Genomic DNA, 25,730 nt, shown 5'->3' on the forward strand with positions numbered 1-25,730 from the left:
TAATTAAAATTTAATATGTATCAAAATTAGGCAGAGGCTTTCTCTTTACCAGCCTTAATTACTATCTTAGCGTGAAAAAATTACTATGAAAAAAGTTTTTTATTTATCGAGTTGTAGTACGTGTAAGCGTATTTTAAAAGAATTAGATTTGCCCTCAGAATTTGTACTGCAAGACATAAAAAAACAGCCGCTCGATGAAGAAGATTTAGATGTGCTTTATCAAGGCACCAAAAGTTATGAGAAGTTGTTTAATAAACGAGCCCAATTATATAAATCGAGAGAGCTTAAAAACAAGCAACTAACCGAAGCTGATTACGCCGAACTTTTACTCGAACATTACACTTTTTTAAAGCGTCCGGTATTTATAATTAATGATGATATTTTCGTGGGTAATCACAAAAATACAATAGCTCAAGTTAAGGCGACATTATAAAAAAGCGCTACCTAAAGCGAGCGCTTTTTTACATGATCATATACTTATATCGCCGTGCTAGGATTATTCACGGGTCGCTTACCAAATTTTCGAGTATCTTCTTGAGTTAATACTTTAAAATCTTCGGTTTTTTCTAATTGATGAATGCCTTTGATTAAATCATCTGGTAAAGCGGTAATTTTACGCGTTTTTAAGTCTATCCAAGAACCCAAAATTTCGCAATGTGCTGCATGTTCTCCTCTGGCATTGTAGATATTGTGGGTGAATTCAAAGTACTTACCATCATCAGACAAGCCTTTTAAAGCCATTGTTACCGTTACGGGTTCATTAGAAAATACTTCTTTAAAATAGTAGATATGCTCATAAAAAACCACCGGGCCTACATTATAACGCGCCAGATCGTTTTGACCTAAGCCGTGCTCTAACATAAAACTCATTCGGGTATGACTCATAAAGTTTAAGTAGGCTGAGTTAGCCAAATGCCTATTAGCATCAATATCACTCCATCTAATTTCAAATTGCTTGGTATACATTCTTTTTTTGTTTCAAAAATAAAGCTTGTTATTATGCAAGCATACTAATTTGTGTTTTTTTTAAGCCTTTTTGAAAGATGGCTAGTATACGCTATGTTTTTCTTAACTTTGCGCAACTTTATAAAAAAAGCCTAGATGATACAATCTATGACCGGGTTTGGGAAACATGTTGTTAACCTGCCAAACAAGAAAATAAACATCGAGATTAAATCGCTTAATAGTAAAAATCTTGATATCAACGCTCGTATGCCTTCACAGTACCGTGAAAAAGAGTTAAGCTTACGCGGAATAATAGGAAAGACTCTAACCCGCGGAAAGATTGATTTTTCTATGTATGTAGAAAACACAGGAAATGAAACCGCTTCTAGCATTAATCCGGCCGTGGTAAAAACCTATATGAATTCTCTAAAGTCGATCATTAGCCTAGGTGAATCGAAACCCCAGGAGGAACTTGCCTATTTGCAAATAGCTATGCGTCTTCCCGATGCTTTAAAAACCGAAAAAGAAGAGATTGACGAGCAAGAATATCAAATTATAGAGCAGGCTGTAAATCAAGCTTTAGCCGAATTATTACAGTTTAGAAAAGATGAGGGTTTGGCACTAGAAAAAGATTTTAAGCAACGCATTAAAACCCTTAACCAACTACTAGATGAGGTGCTGCGTATAGATCCCGAAAGAGTTCAAGCGGTAAAAGATCGCTTACAAAAAGGCATATCTGAATTAAAAGAGCAAGTCGACGAGAACCGTTTTGAACAAGAGCTGGTTTATTATATCGAAAAATATGATATAACCGAAGAAAAAATCAGGCTCGAAAATCATCTTGAATATTTCACCAAAACTTTAGCCAGCCCAGAATCTAATGGGAAAAAATTAGGTTTTATCACACAAGAAATTGGTCGAGAGATAAATACTATTGGCAGTAAATCTAATTATGCCCCAATGCAAAAGTTGGTAGTTCAAATGAAAGATGAATTGGAAAAAATTAAAGAGCAACTTTTAAACGTATTGTAATGGTAGAAGGAAAACTTATAGTATTTTCTGCACCTTCAGGTTCTGGAAAAACCACAATTGTTCAGCATTTACTAAAGCAAAAAGATTTAAATCTAGATTTTTCAATATCGGCTACCTCTCGCGCTCCCAGACCAAATGAAGTTGATGGCAAAGATTATTATTTTATGTCATTAAAGGAGTTTAAGCATCATATCAAAAACGATGACTTTTTAGAATGGGAAGAGGTTTACCGAGACAATTTTTACGGCACACTTAAAAGCGAGGTAGAACGCATTTGGGCAAAAGGAAAACATGTAGTTTTTGATATTGATGTTGTAGGCGGTCTAGACATCAAACGTATTTACCCAGAAAGAACCTTAGCCGTTTTTGTACAACCTCCAAGCATCGAAGAACTAAAAATAAGATTAAAAAAGCGTAAAACAGAAACCGAAGAACGCATAAGTATGCGCGTTGCAAAGGCTTCAATAGAGATGGCCACCGCTCCGCAATTTGATTTTATCATCATAAATAACAACCTTAAAGAAGCGCTAGAGGAATCTTATCAATTGGTTAAATCATTTATTCAAAACACATAATTTTGAAAAAGAGTATAGGTTTATTTTTTGGCACCTTTAATCCAATACATTTGGGTCACTTGGCCATTGCTAATCACATCGCTGAGTTTGGGCCTGTAGATGAAGTTTGGATGGTAGTTACCCCACATAATCCGCATAAAAAGAAAAAGACTTTATTGCCTGATTATGATCGATTAGAAATGGTTGAATTGGCTACCGCCAATTACGATAAAATTAAACCCAGTGCTATTGAATTTGGGCTACCCCAACCCAATTATACTATTAACACCTTAGTACATCTAGAAGAGAAACACGAGCACTATGATTTTCATCTTATAATGGGCGAAGATAATTTACAGAGTTTTCCTAAATGGAAAAATAGTGAAGTGATTTTAGAGCGATTTAATATATTGGTTTACCCACGAATCTATGATTTAAAAAAGGAGGCAAAGCTAAAAGATCACCCCAAGGTTACTTTTATCAAAGCTCCTATAATGGAAATATCCTCAACATTTATTCGTCAGTGTTTAAAAGAAGAAAAAGAAATAAGGCCGCTATTGGCCCCAGAGGTTTTTAATTATATAGATAAGCTAGGTTTGTATCAATAGCACAACGTATAAAAAAAGTCACTCAAACCTTACAAAAGGAAGAATGACTTTTCTCAACTAAATAACCAACTAAAATAATCTACTTCAATAACGCAGTCATCTGCCTTAGATTGCACTGCAAGCCTTATAAAAATGTTAAAAGTGCAAGTTGTTGCTTGAGAGATTTAAAAAATATTATTTTGTACTTTAGCTAAAGAATGAAGCAAATGAGTAAAGAAATACAATTTGCCGTTATTGGCGGTGGTAGCTGGGCAACAGCCCTAGTTAAAATGCTATGTGAAAACGTAACCCGTTTAAATTGGTATATGCGAAATGATGATGCAATAGCCCACATTAAAAAAGAACAACACAATCCCAACTATTTAAGTTCTGTAGAGTTTAACACTCAACAATTAAATTTGACCAGCGATATCAATGAAGCGGTAAAAGATGCAGATTATGTCATTTTTGCTATTCCATCGGCATTTTTAAAATCTAGCTTAGATACACTCAAGGTTTCCTTAACCGACAAAACAATTTTTAGTGCTATAAAAGGCATTGTTCCCGAATCGAGTCTTATTGTCGGCGAACATTTTAATCAATATCACAATATACCTTTTGAGCAAATTGGTGTGATCACAGGGCCTTGTCACGCAGAAGAAGTAGCGTTAGAACGTCTATCTTATCTTACTATTGCTTGCGCGGATGAGGATAGAGCTAAAATTATGGCCAATCACTTGAGCAACCATTATATCACCTGTAAAACTACAGAAGATGTAATTGGAACAGAATATGCCGCAGTACTAAAGAATATTTATGCTATCGCGGCGGGAATAGCACATGGCCTTGGTTACGGAGACAATTTTCAGAGTGTTTTAATGAGTAATGCCATACGTGAAATGAAGCGTTTCATTAAAAAACGATATAAAATGAAACGTAATATTAACGATTCAGCTTATTTGGGCGATTTATTGGTTACTGGTTATTCTGTATTTAGCAGAAATAGAATGTTTGGTAATATGATAGGAAAAGGTTACACCGTTAAAAGCGCTCAAATGGAAATGAGTATGATTGCCGAAGGGTACTACGCTGCAAAAAGCGCTTACCTAATTAACAAACAAAGTGAGAAGAAAGCACGAACGCCAATTATCAATGCGGTTTATGCTATTCTTTACGAAAATAAAAATCCTAAAAAGGTATTTTTGAAATTAGTCGATAAATTAGACTAATTTTCTACAATTTTTAAAATTAATATCCAGTGAATAACAATGTATTAAAGGGAGGCCTATTGGTAGCATTAGGCGCTTCTAGTTATGGTGTGCTTACCACATTTGTCAAAATGGCTTATGAAAAAGGATTTACTACCTACGAGGTTACCTTTGCTCAACTACTTTTAGGAGTTTTGGGATTAACCTTACTTTCTAGTATCTATAAAGGTAAAAAACAGAAAAAAGAAGGAGGAACTTCAAAATTCAAATTATTGCTGGCGGGTACTTCTTTAGGCTTAACCAGTATTTTTTACTATTTAGCAGTGCAATACATTAGCGTATCTATGGGTATTGTATTATTGATGCAAAGTGTGTGGATTGGTGTTATTCTAGACAGTATTTTAACCAAAAGCAAACCCAGCCCAATGAAAATTATTGCGGTTTTGGTCATTTTAACTGGAACTTTATTAGCAACCAACCTAATTTTTCAGGATATAACTTTTGATTTACGTGGCATTGGGTACGGATTATTAGCTGCTTGCTCCTACACAGTAACCATCTATACCTCCAACACGGTCTCATTGGGTTTACCAGCATTAGAACGCAGTAAATACATGGTTATCGGCGGGTTATTGATAGTAAGTTTAATCACCTTGCCTTCTTTTATTGTAAATAATAATTTTAATGTCGAAGTATTCTATTTTTGGGGACCTATCTTAGCCTTATTTGGTACCATTCTCCCGCCTTTATTCCTGACTACCGGCATGCCTAAACTAAATGTGGGTCTTGGGGTTATAATTACGAGTATTGAATTACCCGTAGCGGTGTTAATGGCGAAGTTTTTATTAGATGAGAGCGTAAATGCATGGCAATGGCTAGGCATTGTATTTATTTTAACCGCCATTGTGTTAATGAACTTAAGAAAACTTAATAAATAGCCGTTATTCAGCTAAAACTCCCTTCTTATTGATAACGGGGAGCTTTGCAATCTTTGAAGGTTGTGCCGAATTTTTTCTCAATATAAAATTTTTGTGCATAAAATCATTTGCATCAAAAAAAGACACTGAAAATAAGTTATCTATTTGAAGTACTTCGGGTTGAATCAGTTCTATTTTAGCATAAGATTTTGCCGGCAACACCTTTAAACTTCTTCTAAAAACCGAAGTTTTTACTTTTTCGTCCTTCCCTTCAGAAACGATGAGAATGGTTTCAATGGCGTGATCTAAGGTATTGATTAAATAGATGTTCCAATCGTCTGTATGGTATTCTGGATGCTTTTCATATACCGCAGCTATATGCACACCTTTAACCTGATTTACCTTTATATCTTTTTTCATTTTAAATTCTTTATTCTCGTCTTAAATTAAAGTAGCTTTCACAAAAGCACAAGTAGCTAAAAAAGGTCTTTCAAAAAAGATTACACTAGTCTTGTGAAGTAACATTTAAAATGTGTACCCGCCAATTAAAAAGAGAGCTTAGATTAGTCTAAACTACCTATAAGACCGACTTAAACTGCTTTAAAAAGCGAACATCGTTTTCATAAAACAAGCGAATATCATCTATTTGATGCAGCAGCATGGCAATACGCTCAATACCCATACCAAAAGCAAAGCCAGAGTATTCTTGCGGATCAATATTGCAATTGCGTAATACATTCGGGTCAACCATACCACAGCCCATAATCTCAAGCCAGCCGGTCCCTTTTGTGATTCTATAATCGGTCTCTGTTTCTAAGCCCCAATAAATATCTACTTCTGCACTGGGTTCTGTAAAGGGGAAATAAGAAGGTCTAAGACGAATTTTTGATTTTCCAAAAAGTTGCTTTGTAAAGTAAAGCAAGGTTTGCTTTAAATCTGCAAAACTTACGTCTTTGTCTATATACAAGCCTTCTACCTGATGAAAAATACAATGCGAGCGTGCAGAAATGGCTTCGTTTCTAAAAACCCTACCTGGTGAAATGGTTCTAATGGGAGGCTTTTGATCTTCCATATACCTTACTTGAACGCTTGAAGTATGGGTTCTCAACAGGATTTCTTCGGGATTGGTTTGAATAAAAAAGGTATCCTGCATATCTCGTGCAGGATGATATTCTGGTAGATTCAAAGCAGAAAAGTTATGCCAATCGTCCTCTATTTCTGGACCCTCAGAAACGTTAAAACCTATATTAGAAAAAATCTCAATAATTTGATTTTTGACCAAAGATATTGGATGTCTACTCCCTATGCTAAGTTTTTCGCCTGGGCGTGTTAAATCACCATAAACTCCTCGCTCCTCTAGCTTACTCTCCAATTCTTGCTTTAAGGCTGCTACCTTTTCTTGTGCGGCATTTTTTAATTCATTTATCGTTTGGCCAAAAGCTTTTTTCTGCTCGTTAGGGACATTTTTAAATTCGGCGAAAAATCCATTTAAAATTCCTTTTTTACCTAAAAACTTAATACGAAACTTCTCTATCTCTTCGGTCGAGTCTGATTTGAAGTCCTCTACCTCAACAATATATTCCTTAATTTTATCAATCATAGCTATAGCTTAATGCAGCCGCAAATTTAAGAAAAAAGATTCCGTAAAGAATATTTTTTAAAATTATTAAATTCTACATCTGCAGGGTTTAGCTTAAAACCCAAGGTTTAACGTATGTACTCCTTTTCTAAAAAATAATTAACCAGCGCCTCTTTCATCATTAGACTTTGTTCTCCAGGCTTTAAATGGGGCAAACTTTCGAGTGCCGTATAATGCGGCCATCCCTCTTCATCAATATAATCAAAAGCATAAAAACCATAGGGCTCTAAAAGCCTGCAAATAGCAATGTGCATTAAATCTATCTTGTGATCTTTCTTAAATCTTCTATGCAGTTGCCCTAATTCTTGAACTCCTACTAGATAAATAATAGCATCAAGTTCTAGGGTTTCCCCATCACCAAATTGGGCAGCCAATTGTTTTTGTAATTGTTGCCAACGCTCTTTTAAAATTTCATCATTTACCATACCGCAAAGATAATAAGATGTGAACACTTTTAATCACTGGTATCTGATTCATTTTTTTATATTTGATTTATGGAAATTATAGACATCATTTTAATCCTATTTTTAGGTTTTGGTCTTATTCGTGGTTTGATGAAGGGCTTTATTAGAGAATTAGCCGCATTAGCTGCATTAATTTTAGGGCTTTATGGCGCTGTTTATTTTAGTCATTTTGCCTATACCTTTATCGAAGAGCAATTTAACTTATCGCCTGCATATTGCCAGTGGTTGGCATATGCCGCTACTTTTTTACTTATTGCTGTGGGTATTCTTTTGGTTGGTAAACTGCTTACTAAGTTTGCGAGTGCATTAGCACTAGGTTTGCTAAATCGTATACTTGGCGGAATTTTTGGACTTTTGAAAGCCGCATTTATTCTAAGTGCTATAATATATTTTTTCAATCAAGCCGTGCTACCTAATGAAAAAATTTTGTTTGATGCAAAGCAAAGTGTGCTTTACCCTAAAATAAAAATGTTGGCTCCTGCTATTTTACCAGATTTAGCCACTTGGGTGATAGATGCTGATTAGACCATTTAAAAATTAAGTCTATAGATTTCATCTAAGTCGTTATTACTACTTAGGTTTACATCAAGATCTTTAACTATACCAGTGCCTACCCCATAAGCCCAACCGTGTAGCGTTAGTTGTTGTCCGTTCTTCCAGGCATTTTGCACAATTGAAGTTTCGGCTAAATCGGTTACTTGCTCTTTTACGTTTAATTCTACAAAAGTATCCCAGCGTTCTTGAAAATCTGTAATACTTTCAAGCTGCTTCTTATGCATTCTATAAACATCTTTGATGTGTCTGATCCAATTATCAATTAAACCAATTGAGTTGTTCTGCATCGCTGCTTTTACCCCTCCGCAACCGTAGTGCCCACAAACAATAATGTGTTCTATTTTTAACGCATTAACCGAGTAATCTAAAACGCTTAGCATATTCATATCGGTATGCACCACTACATTGGCAATATTTCTATGTACAAAAACCTCACCGGGTTGAGCTCCAATAATTTGGTTGGCTGGTACACGGCTATCGGCACAACCTATCCAAAGCAGAGGTGGTTGCTGTCCGTTTTCTAGTCTTTTGAAAAAGTCCTTATCTTCGGTTAGTTTTTGTTCAACCCACTTCTTATTGTTTTCTAATATCTTTTTGTAATAGGCCTTTCCCATGGAGGTTTATTATTAGCTAATTATTTTTAACGAAAGTATAAAATTATTAGCTTCATCTATTTAACTTTCTCGAAAACAAATCAAAGATTTTTTAAATCTTCTTGAGAAAGCCAACCCTGTTGATCATTGGGTAATTCAATTTTTACATAAGAATTAAAAGAATCCAGCACCTTAACCTTTGTCCCCGCGTGTAGCTGAATACTCGAGGCCGAATTCTTATTTGGCTCTGCAAGCAAAGCGGTTTTTTCGGCAAAAATAACCGCATATTCATTATCACTTATTTCCGCATACCGCAAGTGCGCAAACCAAAATAGAATTAAGCTTACCAATACAAAGGGAACACCAAAACTAAAACTTAGACGCTTCACACTACTTTTGCTGTTAAAAAAATAAAACACTCCACACAAAACTACCAGCAATGCCGAAATTATACTTAGCCAAGCCCAGAAGGAAAGCGAGAACTTATTTATAGTTCTTTGCTTTATTTTTTCCATTCCAGTTAAATCGGCTTCCTGAATAACATCAATTCGCATCTGCTCTGCATATTCTAAATTATGTAGAACGTCTTGATCATTAGGAGCCAATTGCAAAGCTTTTTCATAGTAATAAATACTCTCGGCTACATTTTCTAGTTTATAATGGGCATTAGCCAAATTGTAATATACACTCACCGATTCTATTTCCTGATCTAAAATAGATTCATACAATTTTATAGCTTGTTTGTAATCTTCTTGGCTGTAAGCGGTTGCCGCTTGTTTAAAAAGCGCTGTAGGCTCTTGAGCCAAACCAATATAACTAAAGCCAATCACCCATACCAAAATACTTAAGAACCTCTTCATAATTATAATTTTTTATCCAAGTGGGTAACAATGCGTTTTGCCTCTTCAAAATCGTGATCAACATTAGCCTGAGCTAACGGAGTATAACGTGCCATTTCACAATTTTTAAGCAAGGTTATAAATTGTTCAATAATTTTATCCTCTACCTTATGCTGCTCTAGCACTTGAATCACTTTTTCCTTGTTTAAATCGCTATTGGCAATCTTTAATTTTGTTCTTATAAATCCGTAAAGCGCTCGTTCTAGATGAACATAAAAAGAATCAGGACGCTTTTTATGCTGGTGTGCTTCATTTAAATACTTCCTCACCAATTTACTTGCGTTTCCTTCGCCAGCGTTAAGGCTAGAGTTGGCTCTTTTCTTTTTAAGAAAAACCAGTAAAGGTAAAATATAAAATGGCGTTAGAAATAGCAACCAATACCCTAAAGATCTAAAGAAGCGATTAGCATTTGCCTCTTGAAAAGCTGGATTTAATTTAAGAAATCGAAAAGGCTCTCGGCTTTGGGTAATGTTATTTTTTTGAAACCCTATATTTTGATTGGTTGTTACCGATGTTTGTGATGTCATTCCAACTCCGCCTTCTACTTCGATTAAAGTTTCTTGGGCAGTCAAAGTTTTATAGGTGCGCTGTTGCGGATCAAAATACGAAAAAGAAAGCGCTGGAATAGGATATTTACCTTTTGTTTGTGGCACCAAAGTATAATTATCAAAGATTTTACCTTGCATTCCGTTTTGAGTTGTTCTCACTTCCTCAATATGCTCTGGTTCATAAACCTCTAAGGAAGAAGGAGTCACTAGTTTAGGCAGTTGAAAAAGTTTTAAATTACCACTACCGGATACTTGCACTTTCGCCTCTAGAGACTCGCCTACTTGCAGATTTTTCTTATTTACTAAAACATTAAATTTAAAATCGCCCACGGCTCCGTTAAAATTAGTCGGTCTATTTTCTGTAGGAAGCGGCTTAACTTTAATCGTTCTGGTCTTGGCCGATACACGCTGATCAATGGTCTCATATAACCTTCTACCAAAAAAATCTCTTCGATCAGATAGAACGTCTACAGAAAGCGATAAAGTGAGCGGTTCAATGCTTAAATCTCCTGTCTTTTGAGGATAAAGAACGGTTTTCCTTAAAGTTACATAACGATATGGCTCTCCTAAATAAGTCCCCTCTTTTACTTCTAAACGTTTAATATCTATATTCTGACTCCAAAAATCGGCAAATTTAGGGTTGTCAATTGGTCGCCAATTGCTAATATTTACCGACGGACTGATATACAGTACATATTCTACACTTATACCTTCATTTAGGTAGGGTTGCTCATTAGATATGCGCGTAACCAAGTGTATGCCTTGACTAGCGCGTTTGTTGGCGGTATTTTCTTGGTTAGGCTGATCTACTGCTGCCGAAACAGTTATGGTTACTGGCGAAGTTTTATAGGTTTGCCCGTTTATTAAAACTTCGGCTTGACCGATTTCTAATTTCCCACGGCTGTTAGGTTCTAAATAATAACCATACGACTTTTTAAAGCTGCGCTTACCATTGATATAGCTGTTGCTGATTGATTGGTACGGCCCCCCTACTACGGTAAAATTCTTAAAAGCTGGTGGTTTGAAATTATCACCCTCTTGATTCATGACAAAATCTACTCGTAAACGCTCGTTAAGGCCTAAAGAATTTCTACTTACCTCGGCTTCAAACTTAACTTGAGACCAAGCTACCGATATAAAAAGGAACTGAAATATAAATAAAACTAATTTTGCTCTCATCTACCAATCTTTATCTGTTTGAACTTTTTTACCTTTTACTTTTTTGGCATTTATTTTATCTTGAATTTCTTTTTCTTGATTCTCCATAGCCTCTAATAAGTTTTTAATTTGCTGAGGAGAAAGTTTTCCTTCGCTAGGCTGTGGCTCTTTTTGTCCATCGCCTTCTTTGGGCTTTGCCGGGTCATCTTTCTGCTCTTGATCTTTGGGTTGTTGGCTATCTTGTTTTTTATCTCCTTCGTCTTGAGGCTTGTCTTTATTCTTAGAATCGTCCTGATCTTGACTGTTTTGATTGTTTTGGTTGTTTTGATCTTGATTATCTTTACTCTGATTATCCTTATTCTCTTGATTATCTTTTTTATCCTGGTTGTCTTGATCGTCTTGATTGTCTTGGTTCTGTTGCTCTTTTTCTTGCATTTTTTTAGCCAAAGCTAAGTTATATCGGGTTTGGTCATCGTTAGGGTTATTGCGTAAAGCTTGCTTATAGGCCTCGACTGCAGCAGCATAATTTTTTTGACTCATAAACATATTGCCTTGGTTATGAAATGCTTTATGCTTTAAATTTTTTGCACTGGCTTTTTGACCTGCTTCAAAAAAGCGCGTACTGGCTTCTTTTGGTTTTGAATTATTAGAATACAGATTCCCTATATTATATCGTGCTTCGGCCAGATCTGGATCTTTGGCAATGGCTTTGCGATAAGCGGCTTCGGCTGCAGGGAAATCTTCTTCTTCAATGGCTTGCTGCGCTTCAGAAAGATAAGACTGGGCTTGTTTTTGATTTTCAGATAAGCGTTCTTGTCCTTGGACGGATACAAACCCGAAAAGGAATAAAAGCAATAAGCTAAAATATACTTTATTTATTACCATGCCTATTTTCTTTGTCATTAAACAAATTTAAACGTTTCACCCAAGCTGTTTTTTTATCGAACACCAAAAGCTCAAGGATAACCAAAAGTAGCGCTAGGCCTACAAACCATTGAAATTGATCTTTGTAACTGGCGTATTGCTTGGTTTCAAATTCTGTTTTTTCAATTTTACTCAAGGCTTCACTCACTTGGTTTATCACTTCTTGAGTACTTGTACCATCAATGTATGTGCCATTTGTAGCTGACGCAATTTGTTTTAAAGTACTAGGATCTAGACGTGTAATAACCGTTTCACCATTCTTATCTTTTTTATATTGCTTTACTCTACCGTTCTCTTTTATAGGGATAGTGCTTCCTTTAAGCGTCCCCACTCCAATGGTAATAACCGTTAATTCATTTTCTTTAGCATCTGCGAGAATTTCAGATATTTGATGGTCGTGGTTTTCCCCATCGCTTAAAATAATTAATACCTTACTGGTTTTACTGTTTTCTGGATAATAGCTTTGAGCCAATTGTATAGCCTCCCCAATAGCGGTTCCTTGGCTAGAGACCATATTGGTGTTTAAGGCCTGTAAAAACAACTTAGCCGAACTATAATCTGTGGTTATAGGCAATTGTGGGAAAGCGCTCCCGGCGTAAGCAATAATCCCAATACGATCACTGGCCAAGCTGTTGATGATTTGGTTTACAATTTGCTTGCTTTTATCCAATCGGTTGGGTGCTATATCTTCGGCCAACATGGATTTTGAAACGTCCATGGCAAAAACTATATCTACTCCTTCTCTTTTTATGGTTTCGGTTTTTGATCCTATTTTAAGATTGACTAAGGCGAAGGCAATGGCGCCAAAAATAAAACACCACAATATTAATTTTATAGTAGGTTTTATTACACTTTTATCTGGACTTAATTTTTGCAGAAATTGTTTTTCGGCAAATAGATTTTGCTTGCGTTTACGCCACCACAGATTGAGCAAAAAAACCATTATAAGAATGGGGATTAATGCCAATAACCAAAAATATATTTTCTCTTCTAATACAAACATTTACACAAAGCTTCTTAATAAGGTATTCTTAATCAATACTTCTAACAGCAATAAGAAAGCCGCTATAAGCACCAAAACACGGTACTTTTCGTCGTAATTGTAAAACTTAAACTCTTCTATCTCTGTTGTTTCTAACTTATTTATTTCTTCATAAATTTTTTCGAGTTTATCATTATCTGTTGCTCTAAAGTACTGCCCACCTGTTTTATTAGCAATCTCCTTTAGCAAGGTTTCATCGATTTCAACAGGCACGCGACCGTAATTAAAATTACCTTGACGGTCAATTGATACCGGCCCAAGAGCCATACCGTTACTACCTAGGCCTATGGTATAGGTTTTTATATCGTACTCCAAAGCTAACTCGGTAGCTATTTTTGGGTCTATAAAGCCAGCGTTATTTACCCCATCGGTTAAAAGTATAATTACTTTGCTTTTTGCTTCACTATCTTTTAATCGGTTAACCGAGGTAGCCAATCCCATACCAATTGCGGTTCCGCTTTCTATTAGCGTGTTGTATTCAATATCATTGAGGGCATTGAGCACAATGCGTTTATCACTAGTAATAGGGGTTTTGGTAAAACTCTCACCGGCATAAACCACAAGTCCAATTCGATCTGTTGGTCGCGCTTGAACAAAATCTGAAGCTACTTCTTTTAAAGCTTCCAAGCGATTTGGTTTTAAATCTCTTGCCAACATACTGGCCGAAACATCTATGGCCATTACAATATCAACTCCTTGGGTAGTATTGGTCTGGGTAGAAACATCAACTGTACGTGGTCGAGCCATGGCCGTGATTAATAAAGCTATAGCCAGGAGTCTAAAAACCATTAAAATTGGTTTGAGTTTTGAAAGCCAACCTTGATCGCCCGAAAATCCAGATAGGCTCGATAGTTTCACCGTTGCATTTTGCTTGTTATAGGTGTAAAATTGCCAAGCCATTATAAACGGGAAAATCAAAAATAGCCAAAACCACTGTGGGTGCTCAAATGTAATATCGTTTAATGCTGTAATCATTTTTTGGCCGTATTTAATTCAACAGAATTAACAATGCGCGAGGTAATCTCCTGTGCATAGCTATCTTGGTCTGGATAAATTAATATAATTTGTTGGAAAGCTCCTTGATAACCAAAATTTAAAATCTGATAGCTTTTTCTTATCGTTTGCTCCTTCTCTTCTGGTAAATAGCTAAAGCTCCCAAAAACTTTTTTGCCCTTTATGCCATCTATAGTTGTGAAATCTTCATCTTTTACAAGAATATTTTTAGCGCCTATTTTTTCTAAATCCTTTTGAATAGCAGCAATGCTTTGATCCAGGTTGAATTGAGTTTTTTCAGGATAAACCATGGTACGTACTACAATATGGTAAGGTGCGCTCATAGTTCCATAATAAAACTCTTCTACGCTTCCGCCTTGAGGTACGTCTGTCTTGTTGATTTGGTCCTGGAGTCTACGGATGAGCACCTGAGGCGTGATGATCTTAACTTCAGGGTATCCGTAATTACTGCTGATCCATTCTTGGTTAAGAAGCTCTTTATTAGCGTCATAAACCAACAGCTCGCGTACAAAATCGGTGTCTTTAAAGGCCGTAAACGCAGCTCCGCTGGCAATCGCCACACCCAAAACAATTATACCTGCATAAATTATCTTTCTTTTTTTCTGTTTCTTTCTTTGGGCTGCAAGGTAGGCTTCGTCTTGTTGGAGTTCTTCTAAGGTAGGCGCTGGTATAGCAGTCTTTAAATCTTGTAAATATTTTTCTATTCTTTTTCGATCTTCTTTAGCGGCTAGCTTACCTTGTTTAAATCCGGCAAACTTTACTAGATCTGCTCGCTTTAGAAAAAGCTCAAATTCATCTATTAGCTCATTTTCGAGCAGCAATTTACCTTGGTTTTTTTTGGCTTTTAATAAGGCGATAAACTCTGAAGTGGTACTTTCTAAAGCTCGCGCATCGATCTCTTCGTCTACATATCCCTTTAATGCTTCGGTTAAGACCGTGTAAAATCTTTTTTCTTCTCCTTGAGCTAACAAATCTTGCTGGTCGAGTTCTTTTAATCTCAACAAAGCTTGCTCAAAAGGCGGTAATTTGGCTTTTTGACTACTTTTTTTCTTCCGTAAATAAATAGCTAAAACTAGCAATATCAAAACCAGTACTAAAGTACCTACAAGAATCCAATAGTTAAAAGATAATGGGGGTTCATAGTAAACGGATTCTTTAACCGGATATAGTTTTTGTTTGGTAGTATCTACCTCAACGTCCAAGACCTTAACAGCTGAAGAATCGGTGTAAAAATTATAGTTATTAATGCTCACCGTCTGGCCTGGCAACATATATTCACCAGCATCAAAAGAAGTAATAGTATAATTTTTTATAAATTTTAATTTCTCTTTTGTTTTTAAAGTGTCTAAGCTAGTTTCTACCATCTCTAGAGGTAAAAAACTTTGGCCTTCTGTGAATTTAATTTGGGCAGAGCTATCGGCAACCACTTCGATTTTATAATTAATTTGCTCGCCAATTTTTATTTGATTGGTATCTAAGCTTGCGCGGATTTCTTGCGCGACGGAGTCATGGTTAACACAAAATAGACTAAGCGCAAGAATGAACAAAGCCTTACTATTAAAAAAACTGAATGCTTTATAATTACCCATATTAGCCTCTCTGTTTAAAATAACCCAACAATTTTCTCACATAACTCTCGTCTACGCGTGTTTGTAAAACACCAGCCCCACTTGCTTTAAATGCTTTTTTAAAATAATCTACTTGTTTAAGGTAATGCGCCTTGTAGGATTTTCGTACTCTAGCAGAACCTGTATTCACCAGTTTTATATTATTGGTTTCGGCATCTTGCATTTGCACCAAACCTACATTTGGCATTTCAGATTCACGTTCGTCGTACACTCGGATTCCCGTTACATCGTGCTTCTTGCTTAATATTTTTAGCGGTTTTTCGTAGCTATCGCTCATAAAATCCGATAAGATGAAAAGAATAGCGCTTTTACGTAACATATTTTGTAAATACTGTAAAGCCTGATTGATATCTGTTTGGTTATTCTGGGGTTCAAATTCTATTAATTCCCGAATGATACGCAATACATGTGAGCGTCCTTTTTTGGGCGGAATATACAACTCAACCTTATCTGTAAAGAGCAATAATCCTATTTTATCATTGTTTTGGGTAGCCGAAAAGGCCAAGGTAGCCGCAATTTCTGTTAGTATATCGCGTTTAAATGCGGCTCGTGTACCAAAGTTTGCCGAAGAAGAAACATCAACCGCTAGCATCATAGTAAGTTCGCGCTCTTCTTCAAAGACCTTTACAAAAGGTTCATTGTAACGGGCTGTTACATTCCAATCTATAGCCCTTACATCATCTCCAAATTGATATTGCCTTACCTCGCTAAAAGTCATTCCCCTGCCTTTAAAAGCAGAGTGGTATTCCCCGCCAAAGAGATGATTACTCAGCCGGCGAGTTTTAATTTCAATTTTTCTAACTTTTTTTAGTAATTCCTTTGTTTCCATACAATAAATTCAGCTCACACAATACCTCTTCTGCCTACCGCTACGATTTAAGGTACTTCAATAACATTCACAATTTTATGAATAATATCTTCAGAGGTAATATTTTCGGCTTCAGCTTCATAGGTTATACCTATTCGGTGTCGCAACACGTCGAGGACAACCGCCCGAACATCCTCGGGAATCACATAACCACGGCGCTTAATAAAAGCGTAACATTTGGCTGCGGTTGCCAAGTTAATACTCCCCCTTGGAGAGGCACCAAATGAAATAAGCGGTTTAAGGCTATCTAACTTATATTTTTCTGGATAACGAGTAGCGAAAATAATGTCTAGAATGTATTTTTCAATTTTTTCATCCATATACACCTCGCGTACCGTTTGCTGGGCCTGTAAAATTTGCTGAGTGCTAATTACCGGATTTACCTTTGCAAAACTACCTTTTAGATTAGCGCGTACCACTTTTTGCTCATCTTCAAGACTCGGATAGTCTATAACCGTTTTTAGCATAAAACGGTCAACTTGAGCTTCGGGAAGCGGATAAGTACCTTCTTGCTCAACTGGGTTTTGAGTGGCCATAACCAAGAAAGGCTTATCAAGTATAAAAGTCTCATCGCCAATGGTAACTTGTTTTTCTTGCATCGCCTCAAGCAGGGCAGACTGCACTTTTGCTGGTGCACGGTTAATCTCATCGGCTAAAACAAAATTGGCAAATATGGGACCCTTTTTTATGCTAAAATCATTGATCTTCATATTATAAATCATGGTACCTATTACATCTGCCGGTAGTAAATCTGGTGTAAATTGTATACGACTAAAACTGGCTTGAATTGCCTTAGACAAGGTATTTATGGCTAGGGTTTTTGCCAATCCGGGTACCCCCTCTAATAAAATATGGCCTTGACCTAACAATCCAATAAGCAGACGCTCTACCATATGCTTCTGGCCAACTATAACCTTATCCATCTCGGCCATTAAAACACTCACAAAAGCACTTTCGCGTTCTATTTTTTCATTGATGCTCGCTATATCTATTGTTTGATTTTCTTGCTCCATATTTTATTATTTTAAATCGTAAAATTAGCTTTTTAAATAACATCGCAAAATCATAAAATTATTCATGAATCCTTGTTAAGAATTGGTTAAAAGCCTTATGATTTCGCATACCGTTTAGGGCTTTATTACTTAGACGAAAAATAATAGCGGTTGTTGCAGTAATCTACATTTTTAAAGCCGAATTAACTTTTGTTTTTAAAAATTCGGCTAACTTTAATAAAAATTAAAATATGCAAGACAAAACAGTACTCATCACAGGTGCCTCTAGTGGTATTGGTAGAGCCACAGCCATTTGCTTAAGCAAAGAATATGCTCGTTTAATTTTATGTGGACGAAATCATGAAGCCTTGATAAAATTGCAAAAAGAATTAACCGGTTGTAAAACGCATGTATTAATTTTTGATGTACGTAACCGTGAAGCCGTAAATGCATCCGTAAAGCAACTTCCGAAGCGTTTTTCTAATATAGATATTTTAATAAACAATGCTGGAAATGCACACGGTTTAGATTTTTTGCAAGATGGCGATCCTGAGGATTGGGATGCTATGCTTGATATAAATGTTAAAGGTTTACTTTATGTAACCCAAGCGGTATTACCTCAAATGGTTGAGAGAAAATCGGGGCATATTATCAACGTAGGATCTACCGCAGCCAAGGAAGTCTACCCAAAAGGAAATGTGTATTGTGCCAGTAAGCACGCGGTAGATGCGCTAAATCACGGCATGCGTTTAGATTTGAACGGTACAGGAGTTAAAGTGGGAGCCGTGCACCCCGGATTGGTAGCCACTAACTTTAGCGAAGTGCGATTTAAAAATGATACCGAAAGGGCAAAACAAGTATATACAGGATACAAAGCCCTAGAAGCTGAGGACATAGCCCGTACTATTTTATATATGCTACAACAACCCGAACATGTTAATATTACCGAATTGGTAGTAATGCCAAGCGCTCAAGCGAGCTCGACTATTATTCATAAACATGATTAATAAACGCTTACTCATAAAAAACTTATTGGCCCATAGCTCTGAGAATAGCTTTTATGACAAAAAATTAAAACTAAATCTTAATCAGCGCGAGGGTAAAGCTAAATTGCTAAAGCATATTTGTGCCATGGCAAATGCTAACCCGCATAATACAAGCTATATTGTGGTAGGGGTAGATGACCAAAACAACCAATTGGTAGGTGTAGATTTTTATGACGATAGTAAAATACAAAACCTCATCAACGCTTATCTCAAGCATCCGCCCTTTGTGATTTATGAAAACATTCCTTTTGCTCACCTTAAACGTGGAAAAGTTATTGGGTTGATAAGCATTAAAGCTCAAAAAGATAAAGTTTGTTCTTTTAAACGAACTATTTGGAAATATAAAAAGACAAGTGTTTTTATACGAGAAGGCAGCATTAGTAAGCCACAACATGAAATTAAGAGCATTGTAGACAATAAAGACGTATTAGAAAGTATTGAGAAACAAGCACAAAACAACATTAAACTCACGCTAGATGGTGTTTTTGATTTTTATGAAAGCAACAATTTATACAACCCTAATTATTTGGTATTTAGAGAGTACTTTGTGTTGTGCTGGGCAGGAAAGAAAAAGGTAAATAACCGCGGTACATTTTACTCTAGAGTGAATATCGAACTTATCAACGAACAGGTAAAGTTGTTTTATTCTGATTTAGATGAAGTAACCATAGCGCATAGTGAGCAAGGCTTTAAAATAACCGAGTTTGTTCATCTAGGTCTTAATAAAAATTATCGTTACTACCCTCTTGAAGAAGTGCATATTGTCTTTTCTCCCAATATGACCTATACCATAAACCGTAAAATGCTTTTTGAACCACCGCAATACGACCAATCTAATTTAATTCATATTTTAAATAGTCAATATGTTTTGATAAAGAAAATTAAAGCACAAGATAAATTAACTTTAACCGAGCAAGAAAACTTAAAGCGTTTACCCGTCACCGCTCTTTTGTGCTATTTTAATCATTTACCCCAGGCCATTGATCAATTGGAAGCGATAAGACTCCTTTTAAAAGAAAATTATCCCGATATTTATGCGCGATACAAAGACAGCATGCGCATTTTAAGAAAAGTAAATTACAGTAACACATGAGTCAACGAATTTTTGCCATAGGAGATATTCATGGCGGCTTAAAAGCACTTCAACAAATTTTAAAAAAAGCAGCTATCACCCCAGATGACTTACTAATATTTTTGGGCGATTATGTAGATGGCTGGAGCGATTCTGCCCATGTAGTTAGTTATTTAATCGAACTAGAAAAAAAGCAGCCCTGTGTTTTTATTCGAGGTAACCATGACGATTTGGTTCACCAATGGCTTATCACTCAAGAAATGAACAATCAATGGTTACAACACGGGGGTGAATCTACCATAAAATCATATGCCGAGCTTTCCGAAAAGGAAATCAGTACACATATTGCTTTTTATGAACGCATGAAAAATTACTATATCTTAAACGAGGAGATTTTATTTTTGCACGCTGGTTTCACCAATATGCATGGGCCTTATAATGAGTACGAAGCTTATATGTGCTATTGGGACAGAACTCTTTGGGAAACCGCTTTATCGCTCGATCCTAATTTACCTCAAGATCATATTTACTACCCCAAAAGATTAAAGCTTTTTAAAGAAATTTATATTGGGCATACACCGGTTACCCGGATTAATAAAGAGAAACCTCACCAAGCCGCCAATGTAATAAATGTAGATACCGGTGCCGCATTTAAAGGTAAACTCTCCATGATCGAAATAAACACTAAAGAAGTGTATCAAAGTGAGCCCGTTTACCAAATCTATAAAGACGAAAAAGGCAGAAATTAATGTATATTTGCTAGAAATAAATAATTATGAAAAAAATTCTTACCGCCGGTTTGGCTTTATTTATAAGTCTAAGTGCTTGGGCACAAGAAGAAGACTTTAAACATAGCGAAGTAAAGCTAAATATTGCAAACACCATCGCCATTGCTTCTGTAGAAGTTGGTTACGAGTATTTTTTTGGTTATGATCAAGCCATAGATGTAGAAGTGCTTATCAATGATAGAATAAATTACCATAGCGAGAAAGGCTCAAGAGATTTTAATACCAATAGCTTAAAACTAGGTTATGTGTATTACTTTGGTTTAGAAATGCCTGGATCTGGTGTTTATATCAATCCGTTTTTAAAATACCGTTTTGGCGAATTTGAAGAGAAAGTTACCAAAGCCGTAGAAGGAAACGATGTACGAGTTAAACAAGTTACCGATATGGATAGCTTTATGATTGGTATTGGTGCTGGTTATAAATGGAATTTTAATGATCGCTTTGTAATTGGACCCTATGCCAATATAGCTAGAAATTTTAGCGACGAAGTAAAAGACCGCTTCTCTTCTATTGAGTTTAATGCAGGTCTAAGCATTGGCTATCGTTTTTAATATCTTTTTTAAGCCTTTACGGATTTCAATATCTTGAAGAAAATCAATGAAAATCTAAAATAAAACCCTCACATTTACGTGAGGGTTTTTAATTTTAAAGTCATTAAAGGCTCAATCCGATTAAAATTAGCTTAAACCTTAAATATATACCTTTACCTTATAGGTCAAATTTAATTCCTTGTGCCCCTGCATCCGACGAGTGAGGCACGAACGAGAGAAATGCACTAATTTCAATTTATAAGTCGAATTTAATTCCTTGTGCCAAAGGCAACTCGGTGGTATAGTTTATCGTGTTGGTTTGACGACGCATATAGATTTTCCAAGCATCAGAACCCGATTCGCGACCTCCACCAGTTTCTTTCTCTCCACCAAAGGCGCCACCAATTTCGGCTCCAGAAGTACCAATATTTACGTTGGCAATTCCGCAATCAGATCCTTCTACAGACAAGAAGCGCTCTGCTTCACGCAAGTTGTTGGTCATTATAGCAGAAGACAAACCTTGACGCACGCCATTTTGTAACTCTAAAGCATTGGCAACATCTCCTTTATACTTCATCAAATACAGTACAGGTGCAAAAGTTTCGTGTTGTACGATTTCAAAATGATTTTCGGCTTCGGCGATAGCTGGTTTTACATAGCATCCGCTCTCATAACCTTCACCTTCAAGAACACCACCTTCAACCAAAATATTTCCGCCTTCTTCAACTACTTTATCCAAGGCATTTTGGTAATTTTTTACCGCATCTTTATCAATTAACGGCCCCACGTGATTATTCTCATCTAAAGGATTACCAATTTTGATTTGTTTGTAGGCGTCTACAATAGCATTTTTTACTTTGTCATACACCTCTTCGTGCACAATTAATCTTCTAGTAGAAGTACAACGCTGTCCGCAAGTACCTACTGCTCCAAATACAGCACCAATTACGGTATTTTTAATATTGGCATCTGGCGTTACAATAATAGCATTGTTACCTCCTAGCTCCAATAGGGTTTTTCCTAAACGTCCTGCAACTTCTTTGGCTACAATTTTTCCCATTCTGGTAGATCCTGTTGCCGAGATTAAAGGAATTCGCTCATCTTTAGTCATGAATTCACCAACTTTGTAGTCTCCTGTAATTAAACAAGAAATACCAGCCGGTACATTATTACTAGCAAATACGCGTGCAGCAATGTTTTGACAAGCAACAGAAGTTAATGGTGTTTTTTCTGAACCTTTCCAGATACAAGCATCACCACATACCCAAGCTAGTGCGGTATTCCAAGACCAAACAGCTACCGGGAAGTTAAACGCAGAGATAATACCTACCACGCCAAGTGGATGGTACTGTTCATACATTCTGTGACCAGGACGCTCAGAGTGCATGGTTAAACCGTGCAACTGTCGCGAAAGACCAACCGCAAAGTCGCAGATATCTATCATTTCCTGCACTTCACCTAATCCTTCTTGATAGGATTTACCCATCTCATAAGAAACCAATTTCCCTAAAGGCTCTTTTAATCTTCGTAGTTCATCATTAAACTGTCTTACTATTTCACCACGTTGTGGTGCAGGCATTGTGCGCCATTCTTTAAAGCCAGCTGTCGCAGCCGCTATAACTTTGTCATAATCTTCTTTTGTAGTAGCGCGCACCTTACCAATTAAAGCGCCATCTACCGGTGAGTATGACTCGATAACCTCACCGCTACTAAAAAAATCTTCGCCAGTAGAAGTACCGTTATTAATATCTTGATTTAAGCCCAATTCTTCCAAGGCTTTGTCGATTCCAAATTCTTTTGCAATTTGACTCATAATAAAATTTCTGTTTAGATTATTTATTTTTAGGCAAAACTTGCCTCCCCAATTTAATTCGCCTAAAATAAGATTTTAAAGAGAAAATTTAGCCTAAAAACCGGTGAAAATTGATTTAGATAAGAAAACTAGTCGATAAAAGCTTAGCTACCAGAAACAATTTTATGTAATTTGATGCAACTTTCTAGCACTAATAATAAAATTGGCTAAGATTATGATGAAGTTTGTTTAAAGAAATTCTTTCGCTGATTGAAAAGACTTAACTACTCTTCACCAACAAAACGCTCATCTACTGGCATCACTTCGCCGCAGTTGTTACAAGTGCGCAGTTCTTTGCTAGTATAAAAATGTTTAAAATGTTTTAAAAAATCTTTTTCTATATCCTCTAAGGGGAAGTACACCTCATATAATTTATGGTTACAGTTATCGCAAAACCACAGCAAGCCATCTTTGCCTGTTAAATCTTTACGTTTGCGTTCGATTACCAAACCAATCGAGTTTTCAGCTCTCGCCGGCGAGTGCGGCACCTTTGCCGGATGCAGATACATATCTCCTGGTCCTAATTGCATTGTCTTTTTTTCTCCATTTTCTTGAATATGTACTTCGATATTTCCTTCTAATTGATAAAACAATTCTTCGGTTTCATTATAATGATAATCTTTACGAGCGTTTGGCCCTGCAACAATCATTACAATATAATCGCCAGATTCTTTATATAGATTTTTATTGCCTACGGGAGGTTTTAAAAATGCGCGATTTTCTGTAATCCATTTCTGTAAATTAAAGGGTTTTGCAATAGCCATAGGTCATAGTTTTATCGGTTTAAATTTAGTAATTTCAAATCATTTACCCTAAATATTTTTTTTAGGGCGCTTTTTGGTTGTTCAAACCAAAACCGCACTATTGGCTACAACTCCGTTTGTGCTTCTTTTTTGCACCTATAATTTCTTCCGTCAAGGTAAACCTTGTATTAAACTTTATTCCAACTTAAAAGGCACAAGCCGGGGTTTTAAATACAGATTTATAAACTCAATTCTAAGGTATATTTAGTTTTACTATGGTCAAATACTAGTTTTGTTTTTTTGCCGCTGTTAAGTCAGTTTGTTAAATTGTAGTACATTTGCTAACGCTATGAAGAGTATTAAAATACCTCCTAATAAAAAAGTTTATTTTACCAGTGACCATCACTTGGGAGCGCCTACCGAAGAGCAAAGTAGGCCACGCGAATTGCACCTGCTTAAATGGTTGACTACTATTCAAAAAGATGCTGCTGCTCTCTTTGTACTGGGCGATTTATTTGACTTTTGGTTTGAGTATAAACAGGTAGTTCCTAAAGGCTTTGTTCGTATTCTAGGAAAGTTAGCCGAGTTTACCGACCAGGGTATACCGGTTTATTTTTTTGTAGGTAATCACGATTTATGGATGAATGATTATTTTCAAAAAGAATTGAATATACCAGTTTATCACGAGCCACAGGTTTTTCAACTGGGAAATGAAAAGTTTTTTATTGGTCACGGCGATGGTTTGGGTCCGGGCGACTTAGGGTATAAACGTATGAAAAAAGTATTTGTGCATCCGTTATCAAAATGGTTTTACCGGTGGTTGCACCCCGATATTGGTGTGCGTTTAGCCAAGCATTTATCGGTTAAAAATAAGCTGATCTCGGGAGATGAAGATGCCCAATATTTAGGCGAAGAAAAGGAATGGTTGGTGCAATATGCCAAACGAAAATTAGCTCAAGAGCATTATGATTATTTTATTTTTGGGCATAGACATTTGCCATTAGATATCGCTTTAAGCGAATCAAGCCGATATGTAAATTTAGGCGACTGGATACAGTACTATACTTATGCTAGTTATGACGGAGAAAAATTGTTGCTTAACGAATTCCCTATATCTTAATCATTCATTTTTATAAGCTTTACAGCGTGTAAGGTTTCGAAGCCTAAATAAAAAAGGTAGGGCACAAAAAAGGAGAATACGCTTGCCATTACATTTACATCATCTTCTTTATAAAGCATTATAGGTACTAGAAAAGCAACGGCAATAAACATTTTTAGCATTCCTAATCCCATAAAAGTAAAGCCAGCCTTATCGGGAAAGTTGTTTGCAATCCATAATACACAGACATAGACGATTAAAGTAAGTAGGCTTAAAAAAAGGTACATTACCGGTATGCTATAATACAAATCGAATTGTAAAACTGTAAATGCTAATAAGTAATGTAATCCTCCTAAAATTAAGGTGAACAACAATAACTTTTTAAGGAACACCCTTAACGATTGTCCAAAATTTTCTTTCATCTATTTATCTTTTAAGCTGGAGTAAACTTGATACAAGGCAATGAAAACGCCTAATAATGAACAGGCAATAGTAAAGCCCGAAAACTTATTAGGAAACTGTTCATCCAACCAAATACCACCAAAAACACCGATACCAATAACTACCCCCATTTGAAAGGCCAGTCCAGTATAAACCACCCATTGGTTAAGCGGTTTTTCCTTCTTTGGTTTGTTTTTTGTCATTATGCATAGATTTTACGGCTCCTTTCATAGTACAAGTGGCGTTAAAATCGGCACCTGGTTCAATAGCTAATTTGCCTGTAATCACTTCGCCCTCAACCACAGCACTCGATTTCAAAGTCAGCGTGTTATTTACTTCAAGATTGCCTTTTACCAACCCTTCTAAATCTGCATTCTCACAGGTTACCTCGCCTTCAATCACGCCGTTTTTACCCAATACGATCTTACCAGCGGTTTTAATGGTACCAATAATCTTTCCATCAATTCTAAAACTGCCTTGACCTTCTAAATCTCCTTTAATAGTAGTTCCCTCTGCAATTTTATTCTGCTCTTTACTCAGGTGATTCATTTCTTTTTTCGATTTTTTATCTCTTTTATTTTCTGAAAACATC

At 36.2% G+C, this 25,730-nt stretch carries 30 protein-coding genes; 12 read left to right on the plus strand and 18 right to left on the minus strand.

Annotated elements, in window-relative coordinates:
- Positions 1-85 precede the first annotated feature (85 nt).
- Complete coding sequence (locus ACH2AZ_RS02545; protein ID WP_394906506.1) at positions 86-433, plus strand: arsenate reductase family protein; 348 nt, start codon at positions 86-88, stop codon at positions 431-433.
- A gap of 44 nt (positions 434-477) precedes the next feature.
- On the opposite strand, the gene ACH2AZ_RS02550 is transcribed toward ACH2AZ_RS02545, so the two are convergent.
- On the minus strand, positions 478-966 hold the full coding sequence (locus tag ACH2AZ_RS02550; protein WP_394906507.1) for an acyl-CoA thioesterase: 489 nt from the start codon (positions 964-966) through the stop codon (positions 478-480).
- A 135-nt stretch (positions 967-1,101) separates the two neighbouring features.
- Between ACH2AZ_RS02550 and ACH2AZ_RS02555 the strand changes: the two genes are divergently transcribed.
- The 5 genes from ACH2AZ_RS02555 (at position 1,102) to ACH2AZ_RS02575 (ending at position 5,264) form a co-directional block, all read left to right on the plus strand.
- Positions 1,102-1,977 carry a YicC/YloC family endoribonuclease gene (locus tag ACH2AZ_RS02555; protein ID WP_394906508.1) on the plus strand — a complete coding sequence of 292 codons (876 nt, stop codon included), beginning with the start codon at positions 1,102-1,104 and terminating at the stop codon, positions 1,975-1,977.
- The gene (gene gmk, locus ACH2AZ_RS02560) at positions 1,977-2,552 is read left to right on the plus strand and encodes a guanylate kinase (RefSeq protein ID WP_394906509.1); all 576 of its coding nucleotides are present in this window, start codon (positions 1,977-1,979) and stop codon (positions 2,550-2,552) included. The genes ACH2AZ_RS02555 and gmk overlap by 1 nt, the downstream gene beginning before the upstream one ends.
- A 2-nt stretch (positions 2,553-2,554) precedes the next feature.
- On the plus strand, positions 2,555-3,139 hold the full coding sequence (gene nadD, locus ACH2AZ_RS02565) for a nicotinate (nicotinamide) nucleotide adenylyltransferase (RefSeq protein WP_394906510.1): 585 nt from the start codon (positions 2,555-2,557) through the stop codon (positions 3,137-3,139).
- Positions 3,140-3,345: 206 nt separating this feature from the next.
- Entirely contained in the window at positions 3,346-4,347 is a 1,002-nt protein-coding gene (locus tag ACH2AZ_RS02570; RefSeq protein ID WP_394906511.1) for an NAD(P)H-dependent glycerol-3-phosphate dehydrogenase, read from the plus strand.
- 29 nt (positions 4,348-4,376) lie between these two features.
- Positions 4,377-5,264 carry an EamA family transporter gene (locus ACH2AZ_RS02575; RefSeq protein WP_394906512.1) on the plus strand — a complete coding sequence of 296 codons (888 nt, stop codon included), beginning with the start codon at positions 4,377-4,379 and terminating at the stop codon, positions 5,262-5,264.
- A 3-nt stretch (positions 5,265-5,267) separates the two neighbouring features.
- Here ACH2AZ_RS02575 and ACH2AZ_RS02580 read toward each other — a convergent pair whose 3' ends face one another.
- From ACH2AZ_RS02580 to ACH2AZ_RS02590, 3 genes are all read right to left on the minus strand, one after another.
- Positions 5,268-5,663, minus strand: a complete 396-nt coding sequence (locus ACH2AZ_RS02580) for a hypothetical protein (protein WP_394906513.1) — start codon at positions 5,661-5,663, stop codon at positions 5,268-5,270.
- A gap of 157 nt (positions 5,664-5,820) precedes the next feature.
- A complete protein-coding gene (gene pheS, locus ACH2AZ_RS02585; RefSeq protein ID WP_394906514.1) occupies positions 5,821-6,843 on the minus strand; it encodes a phenylalanine--tRNA ligase subunit alpha in 1,023 nt (340 codons plus the stop codon).
- 107 nt (positions 6,844-6,950) lie between these two features.
- Positions 6,951-7,307 carry a hypothetical protein gene (locus ACH2AZ_RS02590; RefSeq protein ID WP_394906765.1) on the minus strand — a complete coding sequence of 119 codons (357 nt, stop codon included), beginning with the start codon at positions 7,305-7,307 and terminating at the stop codon, positions 6,951-6,953.
- Between the two features lie 69 nt (positions 7,308-7,376).
- Between ACH2AZ_RS02590 and ACH2AZ_RS02595 the strand changes: the two genes are divergently transcribed.
- Positions 7,377-7,871 (plus strand): CvpA family protein, encoded by a 495-nt coding sequence (locus ACH2AZ_RS02595; RefSeq protein ID WP_394906515.1) that lies wholly within the window; start codon positions 7,377-7,379, stop codon positions 7,869-7,871.
- A 5-nt stretch (positions 7,872-7,876) separates the two neighbouring features.
- Here the strand turns inward: ACH2AZ_RS02595 and can are convergent, their stop codons facing one another.
- From can to ACH2AZ_RS02640, 9 genes are all read right to left on the minus strand, one after another.
- A complete protein-coding gene (gene can / locus ACH2AZ_RS02600; protein ID WP_379047419.1) occupies positions 7,877-8,515 on the minus strand; it encodes a carbonate dehydratase in 639 nt (212 codons plus the stop codon).
- Positions 8,516-8,595: 80 nt separating this feature from the next.
- Positions 8,596-9,354 carry a tetratricopeptide repeat protein gene (locus ACH2AZ_RS02605; RefSeq protein ID WP_394906516.1) on the minus strand — a complete coding sequence of 253 codons (759 nt, stop codon included), beginning with the start codon at positions 9,352-9,354 and terminating at the stop codon, positions 8,596-8,598.
- A gap of 2 nt (positions 9,355-9,356) precedes the next feature.
- Positions 9,357-11,120, minus strand: a complete 1,764-nt coding sequence (locus tag ACH2AZ_RS02610) for a BatD family protein (RefSeq protein ID WP_394906517.1) — start codon at positions 11,118-11,120, stop codon at positions 9,357-9,359.
- On the minus strand, positions 11,121-12,002 hold the full coding sequence (locus ACH2AZ_RS02615; RefSeq protein ID WP_394906518.1) for a tetratricopeptide repeat protein: 882 nt from the start codon (positions 12,000-12,002) through the stop codon (positions 11,121-11,123).
- A complete protein-coding gene (locus ACH2AZ_RS02620) occupies positions 11,971-13,026 on the minus strand; it encodes a VWA domain-containing protein (RefSeq protein ID WP_394906519.1) in 1,056 nt (351 codons plus the stop codon). The genes ACH2AZ_RS02615 and ACH2AZ_RS02620 overlap by 32 nt, the downstream gene beginning before the upstream one ends.
- Entirely contained in the window at positions 13,027-14,040 is a 1,014-nt protein-coding gene (locus ACH2AZ_RS02625) for a VWA domain-containing protein (RefSeq protein ID WP_394906520.1), read from the minus strand.
- Positions 14,037-15,668: a DUF4381 domain-containing protein gene (locus ACH2AZ_RS02630; RefSeq protein ID WP_394906521.1), complete on the minus strand. Its 1,632-nt coding sequence runs from the start codon at positions 15,666-15,668 to the stop codon at positions 14,037-14,039. Before ACH2AZ_RS02630 ends, ACH2AZ_RS02625 begins: the two co-directional genes overlap by 4 nt.
- A 1-nt stretch (position 15,669) precedes the next feature.
- Positions 15,670-16,536, minus strand: a complete 867-nt coding sequence (locus ACH2AZ_RS02635) for a DUF58 domain-containing protein (RefSeq protein WP_394906522.1) — start codon at positions 16,534-16,536, stop codon at positions 15,670-15,672.
- Positions 16,537-16,583: 47 nt separating this feature from the next.
- Entirely contained in the window at positions 16,584-17,588 is a 1,005-nt protein-coding gene (locus ACH2AZ_RS02640; protein WP_394906523.1) for an AAA family ATPase, read from the minus strand.
- Between the two features lie 230 nt (positions 17,589-17,818).
- Here ACH2AZ_RS02640 and ACH2AZ_RS02645 point away from each other — a divergent pair, with 230 nt between their 5' ends.
- Genes ACH2AZ_RS02645 through ACH2AZ_RS02660 form a run of 4 tightly spaced genes read left to right on the plus strand, consistent with a single transcriptional unit; the run spans position 17,819 to position 21,024 of the window.
- Positions 17,819-18,574 (plus strand): SDR family NAD(P)-dependent oxidoreductase, encoded by a 756-nt coding sequence (locus tag ACH2AZ_RS02645; RefSeq protein WP_394906524.1) that lies wholly within the window; start codon positions 17,819-17,821, stop codon positions 18,572-18,574.
- The gene (locus ACH2AZ_RS02650) at positions 18,567-19,706 is read left to right on the plus strand and encodes a DUF5929 domain-containing protein (RefSeq protein WP_394906525.1); all 1,140 of its coding nucleotides are present in this window, start codon (positions 18,567-18,569) and stop codon (positions 19,704-19,706) included. The genes ACH2AZ_RS02645 and ACH2AZ_RS02650 overlap by 8 nt, the downstream gene beginning before the upstream one ends.
- Positions 19,703-20,434, plus strand: coding sequence for a metallophosphoesterase family protein (locus ACH2AZ_RS02655; protein WP_394906526.1), 732 nt, complete (start codon positions 19,703-19,705; stop codon positions 20,432-20,434). Before ACH2AZ_RS02650 ends, ACH2AZ_RS02655 begins: the two co-directional genes overlap by 4 nt.
- Positions 20,435-20,460: 26 nt before the next feature.
- A complete protein-coding gene (locus ACH2AZ_RS02660) occupies positions 20,461-21,024 on the plus strand; it encodes an autotransporter outer membrane beta-barrel domain-containing protein (protein ID WP_379047386.1) in 564 nt (187 codons plus the stop codon).
- Between the two features lie 235 nt (positions 21,025-21,259).
- Here ACH2AZ_RS02660 and ACH2AZ_RS02665 read toward each other — a convergent pair whose 3' ends face one another.
- Complete coding sequence (locus ACH2AZ_RS02665; RefSeq protein ID WP_379047383.1) at positions 21,260-22,816, minus strand: aldehyde dehydrogenase family protein; 1,557 nt, start codon at positions 22,814-22,816, stop codon at positions 21,260-21,262.
- 263 nt (positions 22,817-23,079) lie between these two features.
- Complete coding sequence (locus ACH2AZ_RS02670; RefSeq protein ID WP_147861784.1) at positions 23,080-23,619, minus strand: 3-hydroxyanthranilate 3,4-dioxygenase; 540 nt, start codon at positions 23,617-23,619, stop codon at positions 23,080-23,082.
- Positions 23,620-23,956: 337 nt separating this feature from the next.
- Between ACH2AZ_RS02670 and ACH2AZ_RS02675 the strand changes: the two genes are divergently transcribed.
- Positions 23,957-24,718 carry a UDP-2,3-diacylglucosamine diphosphatase gene (locus ACH2AZ_RS02675; RefSeq protein WP_394906766.1) on the plus strand — a complete coding sequence of 254 codons (762 nt, stop codon included), beginning with the start codon at positions 23,957-23,959 and terminating at the stop codon, positions 24,716-24,718.
- Here the strand turns inward: ACH2AZ_RS02675 and ACH2AZ_RS02680 are convergent.
- From ACH2AZ_RS02680 to ACH2AZ_RS02690, 3 genes are read right to left on the minus strand one after another with little or no spacing between them, the layout of a single operon-like run.
- Positions 24,715-25,119 (minus strand): hypothetical protein, encoded by a 405-nt coding sequence (locus ACH2AZ_RS02680; protein ID WP_394906527.1) that lies wholly within the window; start codon positions 25,117-25,119, stop codon positions 24,715-24,717. The genes ACH2AZ_RS02675 and ACH2AZ_RS02680 overlap by 4 nt on opposite strands.
- Positions 25,120-25,341: an AtpZ/AtpI family protein gene (locus ACH2AZ_RS02685; RefSeq protein WP_147861786.1), complete on the minus strand. Its 222-nt coding sequence runs from the start codon at positions 25,339-25,341 to the stop codon at positions 25,120-25,122. It lies immediately after the preceding gene.
- Positions 25,304-25,729, minus strand: coding sequence for a polymer-forming cytoskeletal protein (locus ACH2AZ_RS02690; protein WP_394906528.1), 426 nt, complete (start codon positions 25,727-25,729; stop codon positions 25,304-25,306). Before ACH2AZ_RS02690 ends, ACH2AZ_RS02685 begins: the two co-directional genes overlap by 38 nt.
- Position 25,730: the final 1 nt, after the last annotated feature.

Source organism: uncultured Mesonia sp. (assembly GCA_947499595.1).
Classification (GTDB): domain Bacteria; phylum Bacteroidota; class Bacteroidia; order Flavobacteriales; family Flavobacteriaceae; genus Mesonia; species Mesonia sediminis.